8 protein-coding genes are annotated in these 16,642 nt (G+C 54.6%); 5 read left to right on the top strand and 3 right to left on the bottom strand.

The window, feature by feature from the left end:
- Positions 1-1,237 precede the first annotated feature (1,237 nt).
- The gene (locus MXE39_RS00805) at positions 1,238-2,758 is read left to right on the top strand and encodes a squalene/phytoene synthase family protein (RefSeq protein ID WP_246976031.1); all 1,521 of its coding nucleotides are present in this window, start codon (positions 1,238-1,240) and stop codon (positions 2,756-2,758) included.
- Positions 2,759-3,077: 319 nt separating this feature from the next.
- A complete protein-coding gene (locus MXE39_RS00810; RefSeq protein ID WP_246976028.1) occupies positions 3,078-3,713 on the top strand; it encodes a thiol:disulfide interchange protein DsbA/DsbL in 636 nt (211 codons plus the stop codon).
- Between the two features lie 175 nt (positions 3,714-3,888).
- Here the strand turns inward: MXE39_RS00810 and MXE39_RS00815 are convergent, their stop codons facing one another.
- Positions 3,889-5,139, bottom strand: a complete 1,251-nt coding sequence (locus tag MXE39_RS00815; RefSeq protein WP_246976026.1) for an acyltransferase — start codon at positions 5,137-5,139, stop codon at positions 3,889-3,891.
- Between the two features lie 610 nt (positions 5,140-5,749).
- On the opposite strand from MXE39_RS00815, the gene MXE39_RS00820 reads away from it, so the two are divergent.
- Complete coding sequence (locus MXE39_RS00820) at positions 5,750-6,298, top strand: hypothetical protein (protein ID WP_246976023.1); 549 nt, start codon at positions 5,750-5,752, stop codon at positions 6,296-6,298.
- A 279-nt stretch (positions 6,299-6,577) separates the two neighbouring features.
- On the opposite strand, the gene MXE39_RS00825 is transcribed toward MXE39_RS00820, so the two are convergent.
- Both MXE39_RS00825 and MXE39_RS00830 read right to left on the bottom strand, forming a co-directional pair.
- The gene (locus tag MXE39_RS00825) at positions 6,578-7,750 is read right to left on the bottom strand and encodes a heme biosynthesis HemY N-terminal domain-containing protein (RefSeq protein WP_246976020.1); all 1,173 of its coding nucleotides are present in this window, start codon (positions 7,748-7,750) and stop codon (positions 6,578-6,580) included.
- A gap of 3 nt (positions 7,751-7,753) precedes the next feature.
- The gene (locus MXE39_RS00830; RefSeq protein WP_246976017.1) at positions 7,754-9,019 is read right to left on the bottom strand and encodes a uroporphyrinogen-III C-methyltransferase; all 1,266 of its coding nucleotides are present in this window, start codon (positions 9,017-9,019) and stop codon (positions 7,754-7,756) included.
- A 1,204-nt stretch (positions 9,020-10,223) separates the two neighbouring features.
- Between MXE39_RS00830 and MXE39_RS00835 the strand changes: the two genes are divergently transcribed.
- On the top strand, positions 10,224-16,142 hold the full coding sequence (locus tag MXE39_RS00835; RefSeq protein ID WP_247073708.1) for a class I adenylate cyclase: 5,919 nt from the start codon (positions 10,224-10,226) through the stop codon (positions 16,140-16,142).
- 207 nt (positions 16,143-16,349) lie between these two features.
- Entirely contained in the window at positions 16,350-16,535 is a 186-nt protein-coding gene (locus MXE39_RS00840; protein ID WP_246976011.1) for a lipoprotein, read from the top strand.
- Positions 16,536-16,642 lie beyond the last annotated feature (107 nt).

A 16,642-nucleotide genomic window follows, 5' to 3' on the forward strand; every position in this document is an offset into this window, starting at 1 on the left:
GTACTTTTGGTCAGTAAGGTCAGGATAAAGAAAACATTGGCAGGTACCGTGAGTAAAGTCAATTATGTATACTTTTACAGCCGCCAAATATATGAGTGCTAGGCAATAAAAGTCCTTAAATACAGCAACAACATCGCTGCAGAGAGCCAGTCCTTTTTACAGTCAAATATCAAATACGTGTATAAAAATTTTTACATCACAGCCTCAGTGTGATCTGGCCCACCCTGCCCTGAAAGTCCAGCACAGCCAGGCCAGTGTAGTAAGCATATGCTAACCTGTATATGCTATAATCGATATGCGCAAAAAGTGCCCGCACAAGGCACGGCAGCAAAATCCTGCAAGTATCTGAATTATCTGGCCTGCATGCCCATGGCGGTACGTATGCTGACTGCCGCCGCTAAAGAATTTCACGGCATGGGCAAAACTGGTGTTTATTTTTGTCTGGTATCCAGGCAAAAATCGGAGCAAATCTTATAAACAAGCCGTTCGTGCAGTGCACGCCAGTTGATCAAAGGCCCAAAAAGCCCTGTTTGCATAACAAAGCCCATTTCAGGTCTAACTCCCGCCAAGGTCTCACAATCATCAGGCGCTCTAACGCCCAAATCCCCCGACACCAGCCCAACCTCCCGACACCAGCTCTAATCCCCGGGCACCAGCCCTAATCCCATGACACCAGCCCTAATCTCCAGCAAATCCCCTGCACAGGCTGCTCCCGCACCCAGAACCACGCACCCAACAGCTCAGCGCATATAGCCTGTGCTCAGATCAATTAACCTGAAACTTTGGAAAGCATCTGCATTTCTTACCGACTTCCATGCTTTGCCTATATTGCCAGGCCGCAGCCTGACATGCGCAGAGCCTGACAACTGGGCGGGCAGCAGCATGACCAATTCAGGGAGGTCTGCCAGTTCGGTGCTGGTGCTTATTTGGCTGCATTTATATGTATATATAAAGGAGGAGCAAAGTCAGCACGGAGCGAGGTGCAGGAGTGGGCTGAGGGCCGGGACCGTGTTTTGGCCGCATGGTGCAGCTGTTACTTGCTATGATTTGCCTTATAATGGCAGGTGCTGTGTCTACGGAGTCTCGGGCATCCTGCAGATTTCCCTCTCTGACGGACAATACTGTTTAACGCTCCGCTGGTGAGATCGGTACAGCGCGCCCGTGTGTCCGTAAGACCTGAGCCTTTCAAGGATGAGGCTGACATGGCGCTTGGTGATAATTGCTTCAATTTAAGGTTATGGACAGTAAACCCCCTCCTAGTTGTCACAACACCCCTATCCCAAATCACTCAGGCTTAAGAGGGGCTGCGCAGCAGCGTACCCGCAGGGCATGTGCCCAGAAAAACGCCTGGTTCCACCTCCAGCACAGTGAATACCATCCTAAGGGTGGCGCTGCCTCAGAGCAGCACGATGAGAGCAAGTCCTCATCACGCTCACGTCCTGGCCGCATGTTTTTCCGTCCTTCCCGTACCCGCGATGCCTTCCTCAAAAAGGACAGGAGCACTTCCTTTGCCCCTGGTGGACGTCCGTCTGAAGTTCCGGCAAAACCACAGGACAAGGTCAAGGATCAGCTGCCCCCTCAGACTGAAGCAGGGGGTGCAGAACCTGCGGCCGCATCTGCATCTGCAGCCGTATCGGCAGATGCAGCCGCAGCTAAGAGTGCATCAGCTGGCAGCGCCAGTGCAGCAGGCAGAGCATCGGCTGAGGGCGAGACAGTGATTTCATCTGAGGTGCTGAGCGTTGAGCTTATGTATGAGCACCTTAACAAGGTGTCCCGCTCCTTTGCTCTGACCATTCCTCTGATCCCTAATCCGCTGCGTGACTGTATCAGTCTTGCCTATCTGCTGTGCCGTGTAGTCGATACAGTAGAGGATGATGCCCGTGCCCCTCTGGTGGACAGAATTACCTGGCTTTCAGATTTCTCTTTCCTGTCCGGGAGTGACTTTGCTGACCTTGATGTGCTGCAGGCCTTAAAGAAGCGTGCTCTGGAGCTGACCTCAACTGGTGGTTCTGCTGCCGATGACATTGAGCTGCTCAAGGTTATGGACAAGGCAGTCAATCTGCTGCTGAGCTACGACGAGGAAATTCAGGCCGTTCTGTGCCGCGCCCTGTCCATCATGTCTCATGGCATGTCCAGTAATCTGCGCCGCCGTCTGCATGAGGCGAACCATACTGTCAGCGATCTTGATGAGGTCGACAGCTACTGCTATTTTGTAGCCGGTGTGGTGGGTGAAATGCTTGCTGAGCTTTTTGTTCTGCACGACAGGGAAGTGGACAAGAAGGAGCTGCTTGAGCTGGCCGTAAGCTTTGGCGAGGGGCTGCAGCTGACCAATATCCTCAGAGACCGTGCCCGTGATGCCACCCGTGGCGTATCATTTATTCCTGCCTCCAGTGAAGAGGAGGTTCTGGAGTACGTGGCAATTACCGAGGGGCATTTGAGCGATGCTATTGCCTTTATCTGCTCGCTTAGCAAAAAGGAAAGCGCCGGTGTTCGCCTGTTCTGCTTTACCAACGTGGTCATGGCTCTGTATCTGCTCCGCCAGATTGCAAGCCGCCCAATGGACCCAAAGTGCGATTACCGTATTTCCCATTCCATGCTGCGCCGCCTGCTGCTGTTAAGCCGCCTTGCTGTGCGCTCCAACCTGGGAGTACGTCTGCTGAGCATGGCTCTTACTCTGGGTATGAGATCGCAAAAGCGCAGCGTACGTCAGCTGCGTGACAAGGTCTCTATCTGGGACCACTCTCCAAATACCAATTAGCCCGACTGGGGTATGGCGCCGCGCCCGTCGCCGGAACGGCGCCAGTACCGGCACCAGTACCGGCACAACGCGCCCGTCGTCCCGTTGCCCCGCGCATTATGCCATGCTCATGGCTTGACCGGGCATGTTGCCAGGCGCCTTGGTGACTGGGTGGTGCTCGTACGTTCATGGCCGCACAGGCCGTAAATGCGTGGATCCTGGGGGCTACAGTGCCTTTGAAATTGGCCTGTTGACCTGTCTTTTTACTAAGGCACGAAACTTATAATCATCACTGACTGGACATTGTTTAACACATTTTTTTGCTAAGAGATGTACTGCTATGTGGAAGAAAATTCTTGCTCCATTATTCGTGGTAATGGCTGCTTTCGTTTTTACTCAGCAGGCTGCTGCTGCCGCCGAGTTCAAGGAAGGTGTGCACTATCAGGTTAAAACTGACAAGCTGACTCCAAAAAAGGAAATCCGTGAGTTTTTCTCTTTCTGGTGCGGCCACTGCTTCCAACTGCAGAAGGATTTTGCCAGCATCAAGGCTGCTTTCCCAAATGCTGCCTTTGAGCTCAACCCTGTTTCCATGATGGGTGGCAACATGGGCCCTGAGTCCCAGTTTGGTCTGGTCATTGCCCAGAATCTTGGTCTTGAGGAGATCTATGTAAAGGAGCTGTTCAAGGCCATGCACGAGGACGGTAATATCCCAAGAACCCACGCTGATATGGTCGCCTTTGCCAACAAGATTGGTATTCCATCCAACAAGTTTGAGCAGGAATACAAGTCTTTTATCGTAGCCGGCAAGGTTTCCCGCATGGACAAGTGGGCTGAGCAGGCAGGTATTGAGGCTGTTCCTGAGATTCTGGTCAACGGCAAGTATCTCGTGACCATGGAGTCTGTCGACGATGTCGAGGGCCTCAAGCAGATCATCGCCTACCTGCTGGACAAGGATAACGTTCCTGACGCAAAGTAAGTGATACGTCAGCGCAGCCATGCCTGGTAATGTCAGCGCTGCACAGCTCAGCTACGAGCCGCCATCAAGGCGGCCGTAGCGCAGGAACCAAAGAAAAAGGCCATCGCAATGATGGCCTTTTTCTTTTGGAGCCAGCAGTGACGGCAGGTGGCTGTCGCCGTTGCAGACGTGAGCTTTAAGGGGCTGCAGTCTCCTTTTGTTTGCTGTCAGCGGCGTTCTTCACCACGGCTGGCTCAGGCTCAGGCGTGGTATGAGCGGCGCTGTCAGACTGAGCGGCAGCGGCTGCTGGTGCAGCATCTGCAGCCTGGACGGCATCGCTGGCCGGGTCAGCCTCTGCAGCCTGGATGGCATCGCTGACCGGGGCAGTCTCAGGAGCAGGTGCAGGTGCAGCCTCAGGAGCAGGAGCAGGTGCAGCCTCAGGAGCTGGTGCAGCTGCGGCGTCAGCAGCACGGGCTGCCTGATCCTGGGCTGGTTTCTGGGCTGAACATGATGGTTCAGACCAGTCAGGGCGGACATATTCCTTGCCCAGAAGCTGGGCAATCTGCTCGTCCTTGCGCTGCCAGATCTGGCGCAGTTCATTGGTAAAGCTGCGCTTGAACTGCTTGTCGGTCATATAGTCGCCTACCAGACGGCTCTGAATGGTTTCCCTGTCGATGATCTCAACGCGGGCAATGACCTTTTTGAGACGGCCGCACAGCAGCTGATAGAAGACGCTGGAGCCCTCTTTGGCGCCTGGATAGAGCAGGGTAGTGTTGAGCATGCAGTCGATATTGTTACCAATAATGCCAAGAGCAACAGCAAGAGAGGCGGCCTTTGGAGGCATCAGGTTCTGATATGGAGATTTCTGGGCGCGGGCCTTTTCCGGAGTAAAGCGGGTACCCTCAACGAAGTTGACCAGGCTTGATGGATAGACCAGCAGGCTCTTGCAGGCTTTGCGGGTAGCGTCCAGATCGCGGGTCTTGAGCTTTGGATTCTTGAGAATCTGAGCACGGGTGTAGCGGCGCAGAAAAGGCATGCCTACGGCATAGCAGGCCTGACCTATGACAGGGATAAAGATCAGAGACTGCTTGAGGAAGAACTTGGTGATAGGGATGCGATAGCGGTAAACGTGGCAGAGCATCACAATATCAGTCCAGGACAGATGATTGGAAATAATAATGCAGGATCCTTTTACCTTGAGGTTCTCAAGACCCTTAATATCCCAGTCCACATTGGTGGTAATACGCATCAGTCCGGCATTGTGAGCACAGAAGCAGTGGAAAGCCAGCTGACCGTAGGCGTCGACAAAGGACAGTACAGGCTTAAATGGCAGGATAAGCTTGACCAGCGCCAGAATGATGAGCGGCACTGACAGTAAAATTGAGGCAATGCTGATCATTACCATATTGATGATAAAGAGCAGCGGAGCAGGTAAAAAGGACAGCATAAAGGAAATCTCGCTAATGCCGGCAGGGAAAGGACTTTGCTGTAAGGAACAGTCCTGTCGGCAGGAACAGACCTGTTGTGCAGGTATCATCAGGTACGCCGGTGCAGCTTGCCAGCCACTCAGTCATGCCCGGCCCGGGAACTTGCCGGTCATGCATGAATGCCATGGGCCTTGCCTGGGTACATGCAGGCGTGTCTGACTGCAGTGGGCCTTGCATTAGTACATACAGGCGTGTCTGACTGCAGTGGGCCTTGCATTAGTACATGCAGGCGTTTCTGACTGCAGTGGGCCTTGCATTAGTACATACATGCCGTGTCTGACTGCAGTGGGCCTTGCATTAGTACATGCAGGATGTGTATGACTGCCCTCAGGCATTCATGGGGCTGCGTGCGTCAGCAGTTGGGCATGCGTGCGTGGATGTGGCGCGATGACATGGGCCTTATGGGGCGTACATGTCTGAATAAGGGGCGATTTTATCATACAGCGGCTGACTGTGAGGGGCCGGATGCCCGTCTTATGAGCAATGCCCGCTACTGAGGACTTTTCCCACACAGATTCATTTCATATTTGTATAATGCTCAAATCCTATTTATTCAGAATTTTTAATCTTATGAAGCACAACATCATTTCAGCTGCCGCTGTGCGTTCCTTAAGGGCCGTGGGCTGCACTGTGCTGGCTGCTGCTCTGGGAGCCGGCATGTTTTCTCAGGCTCATGCCGCCGCCTCCTATGTCACCATGAGCAATGACAAGGAATTTACCGCAGGCAAGCTGCTGCCGGACTTTTCCATGACTCATAACCGTAAGGACCGCACCGTGTCCTTTGTCAAAAATGACGGTACCGGCAAGGCCTTTATTCAGATCATGCCGGCCTCTCCTCATCTGAGCACCACCAAGGCCTATGCCCAGAATGTCATGGACTCCTATGCCGGCTGGGGCCTCAAGGCTCAGATTGCCCGCAGAGGCTTCAGCTTCAAATATGTGGACAATGCTCCATGCACCGGCCTTATCAGCTACTTCGACGGTACTTCCTATCTGATGTTCGGGGCCTGCGGCTTCATAACCCGTGAAGAAATGACCAAAGCTTTCCTGGTAGGCAAGAAGGAGCTCAATGTAGACGAGACTCTGTATCGCAGCTCCACCCCGTCAGCCTATTACTGATGTCAGCATGCGCCTGCAGCAGCTGCCGCAATTGCAGCTGCAGGCAGACATGGACGCCACGCCAGCAGTCAGGCATGGACGCCAGGCCAGCAGACAGGTATGGCCGCCACGCAGGTGGCCGGGCACTGCTGCAAGGCCGGTGGCGGCCATGGTGGACGGTCAGGGCCGGCTTTGTGCTCCTGTTGTGCAGCGCACATGAAAAAAGGTCTGCCCCTGTTAAGGGGGCAGACCTTTTTTGCTGCTCGTGATGCTGCGCCTGCAGGCGCAGCACCTGGCATCTTACTGCTTTAAGGCCAGAGCAAAGAACTTGGAAGCCTCTTCATAGCGGTCAAGGCGCTCATTGAGCTCAGCTGCCAGCAGATAGAGGTCACGATCCTTGGTGACATCCAGAGCCTGCTTTAGGTGCTCCTTGGCCTCGGCAAGACGGTCAGACTTCATTTCCATGTTGGCAAGGGCCTTTAATAAAGGCACATTGGTCTGGCTGCCGATGGCATTGCCCTTTGTCTGAGCTGACAGCTCATTAAGAACGGCCGGTACGGCTGCGCTCCAGCGGGAGATGGAGTCGAGGAATTCAGGGGCAGGGTTGTGACGCAGGATATCAAGGGCATACTTGCCTGACTTTTCAGTGTCACCGAGCTTGACCATGCGGGTCAGGACTGGAGCCATGACTACAGGGTCATGACGCTCAGCGCGTGCCATGCCTGCTACCAGGGAGTCGAGCTCTTCAACAGTAGCAGAGCCGCTCAGGCGGGCACGGGCAGCCTGCATGTTGATGAGGCTGGCCTCCTGATCGTCAACAATATCGAGCTTCTTTAAGGTTGGCAGCAGCTCCTGGAGCTTGTCGTAATTGCCACTGGACTTATAGCACTCGTAGAGCAGACGGGTGGTAATGGCGCGGGAGTAGCTGTCCTGCTTGACGCTTTCGATATTCTCGATGGCAGCATTGATATTGCCAATCTGCATGTTCAGACGGGCTCTTAACAGTCTGCAGGCAATTTCAGAGCTGTCAGGGGCCTTTTCGGCCTGCTCGATGAAGCTGCGGCAGCTGTTGAGATCACCGGCCTTGAAAGCGCACTTGGCGCCCAGCAGCAGGCAGTTGGCTGGCAGAGAGTCACGGTCACCTGACTTGTTGATTAAAGCCAGGGCACGGTTGTAGGCACCCTCTTCATAGGCCATGAAAGCCTCATTCTGCAGGGTCATCTGCTTTTTGGACCTGCGGTTGCCAAACCAGCGGGAGGCAGAGCCAGGCAGCTTGATGGAGCTGTTAATGATATTAACCAGCACATGCAGTACGAGGAAGGTAACAAAGGTAATGATAATGGCTGTGGTCAGCGAGGTTTCGATGATAAAGCCTTCAGTGGCGATATGTACGAAGCCCTGGCTGTCAGCAAGGCGAGGACCAACAAAGACCGCACCGCATAACAGAGCAATTGCCAGGAGTATCTTAATCATGGACTATTTACCCCTACCTAATAAGTGCTCACGGGCAAACTGGGAGAAAGCGGCAGAGCTCTGAAGAACCTCAGGGGTCTGAATGGTGATTTCGCTCTTTTCGATACCGGTGAGCATGTCCAGAGTACTGGTGGTAATGGTGCTCTTTGGATCGTAGTAAGCCTTGATCAGTCGGACAGCGTCAGCAAGGTTGGCCTGCATGGCTTCCTTGTCACCGTGGGACAGATCGGACTTGGCCAGCAGAATTCTGGTCTTGATGTTCTCACGCAGATATACGTCCTGCTCCGGAGTCAGGAACTCGGTAGCAGCTTCGGCATCACGGCGGCGTACTTCAACAAAGCGTGAGGCAAACTGATTGGCTGAGTTGAGCAGATTGGTCTTCCAGTCGGCTACATCAGCACTGACCTCGTTGCTCTTTTCAAAGGCAGCAGCACGGGTCTTAGGATCGGTAAAGCCCTCAAGCACCAGGGTGTCTACATTGTCATAGGCACGATCAAGGGTCATACCCATGCCGCGTATGTCGACGATACTGATGTTGTTGAGGTTGGCAATATCGCGGGAAATTGCCTCGCGCAGGGCGACTACCTGCTCATCTTCGATGTCGATGAGAAGTTCGTCAGCCTGGGTGAGCATCCATACAGCAGCCTTGATGTCCTTTTCAAAGACGGCCTTTACCTGGGCATTGTTGACCAGGAAGTAGGACTCGGCCAGCTGCCAGTCATATGGATTGCGGGACTCAAAGGCGCCTACCCTGGCGGTAAGGTCGCTTACAGCCTTGCCCTGCTGCTGCTGAGCGGCGATGAGCTCATTGACAGTAGTACCAAGAGTCTGGAAGTTCTGAGCCAGACCTGAGGTGGTCTGCTGCAGAGCGGCATTCTGAGTATGGGCGTTCTCAAGGAGGGTGGCCTTCTGCTCAACCTTGAAGGTGGCATCGGCAATCTGCTGCTTGATGGTGTCGTAGGTGGAGCTCATGGACATGAGCTTCTGCTGATTCTGAAAGGCGGTGAAACCGGCAAAACCGGCAGCGCCCAGTGAAATCAGAGTAACCAGCCATAAAAGACCGGTCTTTGCACCGGAAGAACCCTGAGCCATTCTGGTAGACAGGCGATATTCAAGCTCCTTGAGCTGAGCCTGATCTACATAGACTGGAGCACCGGAAGAGCCTGCCTGAGTCGGGAGTTTGGACTGTTTCTCAACAGCTGCAGCTGAGCCTGATAAGGTCTCAACCTTTTGAGAAGTGCTTTCGGTGGTGGACGTTTCTTTTACCATTTTGATCCCTGCATGGGCCTTTGTTAAACAACACCTGCATACTATGTCAGGCATCCAGAGTGACTGCGGTGACCTTCCAGATGATGTCGACCAGACAGTCACTGCTGATGAGCAGAGCCCTGCCCAAGAGTTACGGAAAAAGTCTGCACCGGGGCAGAGCTTTTGCCATGGAAATTCCCAGCCGCTGTCATTAAACCCAGGTGCTTTCATCACCTGTCAGCGGACTTTGTGCCGGGGAAGAATCAGTGCAGAATCAGGGGCGGGTGCTCCTTATGGCCTGATGCCCGGTCGTAGTAGTTAACTCATGAGATATCCGAGTTAAATAGTGATTTTATCACTAAATACGCTCATATTATCCCGGCCTGACCGATAAGTGAGACTCATGGTAATAGAATAATGTAAATCTGAGAACGCAACTGCAGGCGTATAACTATGATTTATATAAGCAGGCCCGGTATTTTGCCCTTCAGATTACCAGGCACTCAGGTGCTCCAGGCAAAATCTGATTTTGTGACAGGACACGCACCAAAAATCACAGCCGCATCGGTCCATGGTCCGACTGCACGGCATATTTATCACGGCCATTAGGTGGTACGACAGGCCCTCTGCGTACAGGAACGGCCAGCCGCGCCCGCCCCTGGACATGCACAGGCGCAGCAGTTCCGGCCGACCCTGAACATGCACAGGCGCAGCAGTTCCGGCCGACCCTGAACATGCACAGGCGCAGCAGCTCCGGGCGTCCCGGGACATGCACGGGCACAGCAGCTCCGACGGTCCGGGGACATGCACAGGCGCAGCAGCTGCGGGCGTCCCTGTGCATGCACGGGAGCGGGCAGGGTTCACGGGCAACTGTCCTGTTCCTGGTATGTGCGCGCCATGGCCACTGTATCGGGGCATAAAGTGGCGTTCTTATGATTGCCCGTGCAGGTGCGATATAATCATGAGTTTTCAGATATTTTCCCTGGCTGTAGCGCATGGCTGACCCATGTCATGGTAACAGCCTCCTCAGGAGGCTGACTTCAGTAAGGTCAATGCCACAGCGCCCGCCCCTGAGCTCCGGCAGTCCGGCCGCAGTGGGCGCCGGTACTCATGCAAATGTTTTGTGTGCGGGGTAAGTTCAGTCTGGAAAGGTGCGGGCTCAGCCTGTATCCTGGATGTTTCACTGTCAGGAACGATCATGGTTTATATTCCCAAAAAACAGATCATGACACGCTTCAAGCGCTACAGGGAGCTCAATGAGACCCGCCTTGCGCACGCCCTGTCACTGATGAGCCATGATGCCCGTTTCTGCCTGTCCATTGTTCCTGTGCTGCTGCATTACAATCATGTCAACCTGCCTGGCTACCGCTCAGGCGGTGTGCCTCATGGCATAGACATGTTTACCCCTGATGAAAGACAGAGACGCTTTTTACAGGACACTCTGGTTACAGGGGCCCCGCCTTTAAAAGAGCCGCGTGAACATGCCATTCTGGGCCTGTACGCCATGGGCTCAACCTCCTCAATTGGCCAGTCTGACAGCTCGGATGTGGATATATGGGTATGTGTCAAAGCCTCGCTCAGCCGCGAACAGACGGCTGCGCTGCAGGACAAGTGCCGCTTTATCACCAAATACATCAAATCCCAGGGCGTAGAGCTCAATCTCTTCGTTACCCCTGAGGATCGCTTTACCAATTTCCAGCCTGACTGCCTTGATGAGGAAAACTGCGGCAGTGCTCAGAATCTCTTCCTGCTCGATGAGTTTTACCGTTCTTCCATACGTCTGTGCGGACGCTACATTGTCTGGTATCTCATCTCCACCAAGGAAGAGCAGCAGGCCTATGACGAATATGTAACTTTCCTTACTCAGGGTGTTTCCGGCATGGAGCAGTTTATTGCTAAGGCTCCTGCAAGCTCACACATTCTGGTCAATAACAGAGCCGGTCATACGCGTGTTATTACCTGTCGTGACCTGAGCGAAAACACCAGACATTTCTCCGCTGCCTCGGCCCCCTTACTGTCAGTCTGCCCTCTGCTGGCCAACAGCTCCCTGTACGTCAGTGCCATGAATGAGCATGAGGGCACAGTAGTGCGCTCAAGTCTGCTCTCATCGCTTGAAAGCGGCACCATACTCAATCTTCACAGTGGACGCAGCATCGATACGCAAAGCCAGCTGGTCAATTTCTGCGGCTCCATGGAGCTTGCCTACCCGCTTACCAGTCAGCTTGTTTACGCTTCCCCTGTAGTAACAGACTGCCATGTCAGCTCAGCTCTGGGCTCATTACCAGGCGTGCTCCGCCACTGCAGCGATGCTGCTCAGGATGTAAGCATTTCCGTCCGGACTGACTCAGGTGTCGCAGCACCTGGCGATGCCGGCGCGGCATCTGCCGGCGCAGCTGGTGCAGCAGCCATAAGCGGCGCCCGCGCCAGCGGCACCGCTGACGACGGCCTTGATGATGACTGGGCACCAAGCCTTGAGCAGGTTTATGAGCTTAACAAGGTAGAGCTGCCTGACACCCAGGTAGCCATTGACCTTGATAATGACGATCTCATTGATGATGAGTACTTCAGGCAAAATGGCATTCCTCACTATGCCGGCTTTTTAAGTCTTGAGGACTGGATTGCCCAGCTGCGTGACGGTTCCATGCTCCCGTCCTTTATCAGATCGGATGCTCTGATGTCCCGCTCGAGCGTCTATGCTCCTGTCATCTATACCGATCAGCAGAGCGATGCTCAGGCTGATGCCCAGGCACGTAGTGTCGCTGCTGCACAGTCAGGTGACAGCAGTTTTGTCAGGGACATTACTGATGAGGCTCTGCGTCAGCTGACCAATCTTCGTGAGCTGTCCAGCCGCTCCAACCAGATTATTAAAAACCGCATTGTCAGCACCCTGTTCCGTTTTGGCCATGCTCACAAAGAGGCAGTCACCTCTGCATCCGGGCACAGCGCTGAGGGCTCAGCCTCATTGGGAGCTGATGCGGCATCAGGCCAGTTCGTGGCCGGCGCCTCTATATCCGACGGCGCTGGCAGGGGCAGTTTTATCCGCCGTGCCATAAGAGGCCGCAAGGCAGCCATCGGGCCAGCGGCCCCTGGCGCCGCTGCAGCCACGGCCGCAGCAGCTGACACTGGCAACAGCCTGACTCTGCAGGCTGCAGCTGCCATGGATGCTGCTGCTGCCGCAGGTGCACTGCTGTCTGATAAGAGCGGTGCTGCCATGAGCACTCTGCATGGCGCAGCACACGGGGCAGGCCGTTCTTACGTGCCTGCAGCCTCGCTGTCATCTGCGGCCTTATACGATGACGCCGCAGGTGCAGCCAGCTCTGAATATCTTGAGCTCAATCCGGCAGCCCGTGCTCTGCTGGCCTCCATGGACAATATGATTACCTTTGAGTCCATGGGAGAGGGCGCTGACAAGGACAGTAAGACAGCAGTACAGTCATCTCTGTCAGGCAGGGCCGTATCTGATGCAAGTACTTCAGACCCCCTGCAGCGCAGCATGGCTGCAGGCATGTCAGCCGTATCTGAAGGCATGTCATCTCCATCGGCCTCCTCCTCAGTATTTAACAGCCCTGCCCTCCATATGGTGTCCGGCTCTCGCAGTGAGCTGCTTACCGCAGGTTCAGCTGAACTTGCCCATGGCATCACTGATGAGCGCTACATAGTCACTGTAAATAACAGTCAGGGTCAGCCGGGGCTGAGCAGCGTAATGTCATCAGGCATGCGCTGTGGCATGTATTCAGGCACTCAGGCCGACATGAATGTTCTGCCCGGGGCCTCCATGGCTGCAGATGCCGACAGGAACAGGCAGGAGCTCGCCTTTGGCGGTCAGCCGCAGCCTAAGCCACTGCAATACTCTCTGTTCAAGTCCCAGTCCTGGTCCCGGCCGGTACCTGACTCAGGTGCTCAGGGCCTTTCCGGTAACGCCGTCCTTGCTGCCCCCGGTGGCGCAGGTGTGGGAGCAGGCGCCGGAGCAGGAGTGGGCGCAGGGGCGGGCGCAGGGGCGGGCGCTGGCAGCGTTCATGATGATGATCCGTCCCTGCTGGCAGCTCTGATGCAGGCCGAGCATGAGCTGTCACGCGATGAGCTTCTGGCAAGCACTGAAGCTGCAGACAGCTCCAGCTCTATTATTCGTCGCGCCCGTGCTCACGACCGAGCTGCTGCCCGCCTCGAAAAGCTCCGTCAGATGCGCAGCGCGGCCGCCGCATCAGCTCATGCAGCTGCCTCAGACCATGCCCCATGCCATGCCCCAGTCACTGCCGCTGAGCAGGCTGCCGCTGAGCAGGTCTCGACGCTGTCAGCAGTGCAGGCAAATTCAGGTGCTGTAAATGAAAGTAACAGTGGTGAGGCTCATGGTGGCGCCACCGCCTCTGCCCTTGGAGGCAGACTGCGTCATGCAGCCCTTTTTGCCTGGGCTTCAGGCAAGTACCGAAAAGCAGGCAGCAAGTCTGCTACAGCTGACCATACGGATCATGCACAGAGTCAGGGTCAGCCATCTTTTGAGATCAGCGCTGAAATTACCCTGGGCACTGGTGCCCACAGCCCTGATCTGACCATTGAGCGCAAGGAAACGGCAGTAGCGGCCGGCTCTGCCGCTGACGCCGCTGACGGCCTTTATGACAGCACCTTAATCACTGCCGGTAGTCAGCGTGCCTGGTACCATGATGAGCAGGGCCATGATGCGGCCGTTGCTGCAGCCGCCGGCGCAGTGAGCGCAGCTGCGGCTGGTGCCGGTACTGATGCCGGTGCCGGTACTGAGGCCGCTGGTGAGATGCATGCTGCGGGCAAGAGCAGGGGCCGACGTCGCAGTCGTACGGCCCGGCGTGCCTCGGTGAAGATGGTGCGCGTAGCGCGCTCTCTGGCCCGTAATACCAGCTTTACTCTCAAGCTGCAAAAGTTTTTCCCGACACAGGGTGAAAGGGGCGCCCAGCGCGTCAGCTCTACCCTGAGCTCTCCTTATGCTCAGGATCTTATGACAGGTTCTGTGGTGGGCTTTTCAGGCAATGTGAGCCTGACTCTTGATGCCAGCCGTGCTGCCCGTGAAAGCAGGTCCAATGCCGATGGCCGCCATGAAAAGGCCGCCGGTATTGAGCGTCTTGCCGCTGCGATGGGTATTGCTCCGGTACCGTTTTTAAACAATACTCTGCCGGTCGAGCATTTGCTTACTGAAAGTCAGTCCATTGAGGATCTCGATCATTACGTTGATGGCAAGAAGAAACTGGCCAGCAGCTCAGGCAACTACCCTGAGTGGGCTTATGGCAGCATTCTGAGCCGTCAGGAGTGTGAAGAAGAGGCCCGCAGAGACAATTTCCACGAGTTTGAGGCGCCTCTTGATGCCAGCGAGTGGTTTGATTTTGGCTCGGTGGTAAAAAGCTCACCTACCGAATATTTCGGATCAGGTCTGTGGCTGCTGTATAAGGCCATTGATTCACCATTCAAGGTGGTACTCAAGATTCTGCTCATGGAGGCCTACTCCAATGACTATCCTGATACCCATCTGCTCTCTTCAGAGCTCAAGGACTACATGCTGTCGCACGACGGCTACAGCCTTGATCTGGACTCGTACTATCTGATGTATCTGAAGGTATCCAATTACCTGCAGAGCATAGGCCATGAAAGCCGTCTGATGCTGATGCGCAAGTGCTTCTATCTGAAGATCTTCATGGGCCTGAACAACAAGGCTTCCTATCATCGTGATGACTTCAGACTCAAGCGCGAGCTGCTCAACAAGTTCAGCGTACGCTGGGGCTGGTCTCCTGAGTTCGTAAGTGAGCTTGAGCAGGTGGCCACCTGGAAGATGGAGGCAGTGCGCTCCTTTGACAAGGAGGTCTACCGTACCCTGCTGGAGAGCTATCAGTCGCTGCTGCGCTTCTCGGTGCGCCATGGTATTGAATACGCCATTACCTCCGATGACGCCGGCATTCTCTCGCGCAAACTCTACGCCGCTTTTGACCGTTTCCCGGGCAAGGTAATGGTGATTAACAGCTCCTTCTCTCATAACCTTGAGGAGCGTGACCTGACCTTTATCTGTCCTTCTCCTCACAGCCTGTGCCGCCGTGGCTGGCATCTTTACAGTACCGCAGGAGACGACGTTGCCCTGCTCAATCTCAAGGTCAGCTACATTGGCGCACGTCTTAGTGAGGTGGTTACCTGGGCTGTATTTAACGGTCTGCTTACCACCCGAACCTCTACCTGGGTAAAGGGCGCACCATCGGCTGTTACCCCGCTTAAGATCAACAAGCTCAGTCACGACATTAAGCGCTATCTGCAGCCACGCCGTGGTGCTGTTTCCGAGCAGAATCTGCAACGCTCAGTTAAGCTGCATGGCTGTCTGGTAGTGCTCAATCTGGAAAAGGACGATACCGAGCTGTTGCAGAACAAGATTGTCGATATCGACTACAGCTCTACTCTGTGCTGTGGCCGTCAGCGCAGCTGTCTTATCGGCTCCATTGATCTGATTACGGTTAACAGCTGGGGTGAGCTGCGTACCATTGCCCTGCCTAATGGTGAGGAGGGCGTGGTTGAGCTTCTTGCTACCCTGCTGCGCATTATGAGTAACACTACGGCTGTTAACAGTGTCAAGGACATGCTGGAGCTTATTGAGATCTGCTCTTATGCTGCCTCTTATCAGGATCTCATCAAGTACGATCTTGAGGGCACAGTAAGACAGGTATTCAGCTGTATGACTACTGACAGCAGCTCTGAATACGTATTTGATGTGGGCCGTAATACCTACATTGCCCGTGCTCAGGGTGAGCGTGGTGTCATGATTAACAAAAAGAGCGTCTTTGGTTCCAGCGAGTATGACATAAGCGTTCTTTCCCGTTATGGAATGCGTCCTGAGTATGCTCTTCAGGTTCCTCCTATTGTGGACCGTTATGCCACCTCAGGTATTGTTCAGTACTTCTTCTGTCCACAGACCAAGGGACACTGGGATATCTACATTGTTAATGAGCGCAACGAGGTAACTACCTACAGGAACTACTTTGGCTCGCGTGCCACCCTGGTAAACGCCATTAACCGTTTCTATACCAGTCAGAGCGAGGGCGGCAGCAACAACGCCGTACGCTTTAATCTTCCTCAGTACTTTGTGCTCAACAAGGACCTCAACTCCATTCACCCATTCACCATCCGGGGCAGCTCCAGCTGACCTGCCCCACGGGATCCCGCAGCAGTCGCCTGCACTGCAATTTGTCCTGGTTAAGTGACTGTAAGTCCGGGCAAAGGGGGAAATTTGAACCTGTATAGGGCAAAATGCCTGTCATTAGTGCAAATAAGTCTTAGCTAACCATATCTGGCTCTGATGTGGTGCAAATCGTGATATTCTTTTTTTGATTTATCTCTTCCGGGGGTATCTGTGAACAGACTTTCCTTAATTGCTGGTGCTCTGTGCGCCGCCATTTTTATGGCTGGCTGCGGCCTCAAGGGCGACCTTTACATGCCTGAGCCGGCCGCCGATCCTGCTCCAGCTCCAGCCCAGGCACCAGCTGCAGCTCCTGCCGCAGCTGACTCCGCCGAACCGGATGAGGCCAGTAAGGACTGACAGGGCAGCCGAGTGCTGCAACCGTGTGCTGCAGCCTGATGCCTGCAACTTCAGCAGCAACTTCAGCCGCAACTTCAGCTGCATGCATCCGCAGGCAGCATCTGGCT

This window comes from Anaerobiospirillum sp. NML120511 (assembly GCF_023050955.1).
In the GTDB taxonomy this organism is placed as follows: Bacteria; Pseudomonadota; Gammaproteobacteria; order Enterobacterales; family Succinivibrionaceae; genus Anaerobiospirillum.

Bases quoted from the DNA above. Each gene is read 5' to 3' on its own strand.
- MXE39_RS00805 (WP_246976031.1), top strand. From the start codon at position 1,238: ATGGACAGTAAACCCCCTCCTAGTTGTCACAACACCCCTATCCCAAAT.
- MXE39_RS00810 (WP_246976028.1), top strand. From the start codon at position 3,078: ATGTGGAAGAAAATTCTTGCTCCATTATTCGTGGTAATGGCTGCTTTC.
- MXE39_RS00815 (WP_246976026.1), bottom strand. From the start codon at position 5,139: ATGCTGTCCTTTTTACCTGCTCCGCTGCTCTTTATCATCAATATGGTA.
- MXE39_RS00820 (WP_246976023.1), top strand. From the start codon at position 5,750: ATGAAGCACAACATCATTTCAGCTGCCGCTGTGCGTTCCTTAAGGGCC.
- MXE39_RS00825 (WP_246976020.1), bottom strand. From the start codon at position 7,750: ATGATTAAGATACTCCTGGCAATTGCTCTGTTATGCGGTGCGGTCTTT.
- MXE39_RS00830 (WP_246976017.1), bottom strand. From the start codon at position 9,019: ATGGTAAAAGAAACGTCCACCACCGAAAGCACTTCTCAAAAGGTTGAG.
- MXE39_RS00835 (WP_247073708.1), top strand. From the start codon at position 10,224: ATGACACGCTTCAAGCGCTACAGGGAGCTCAATGAGACCCGCCTTGCG.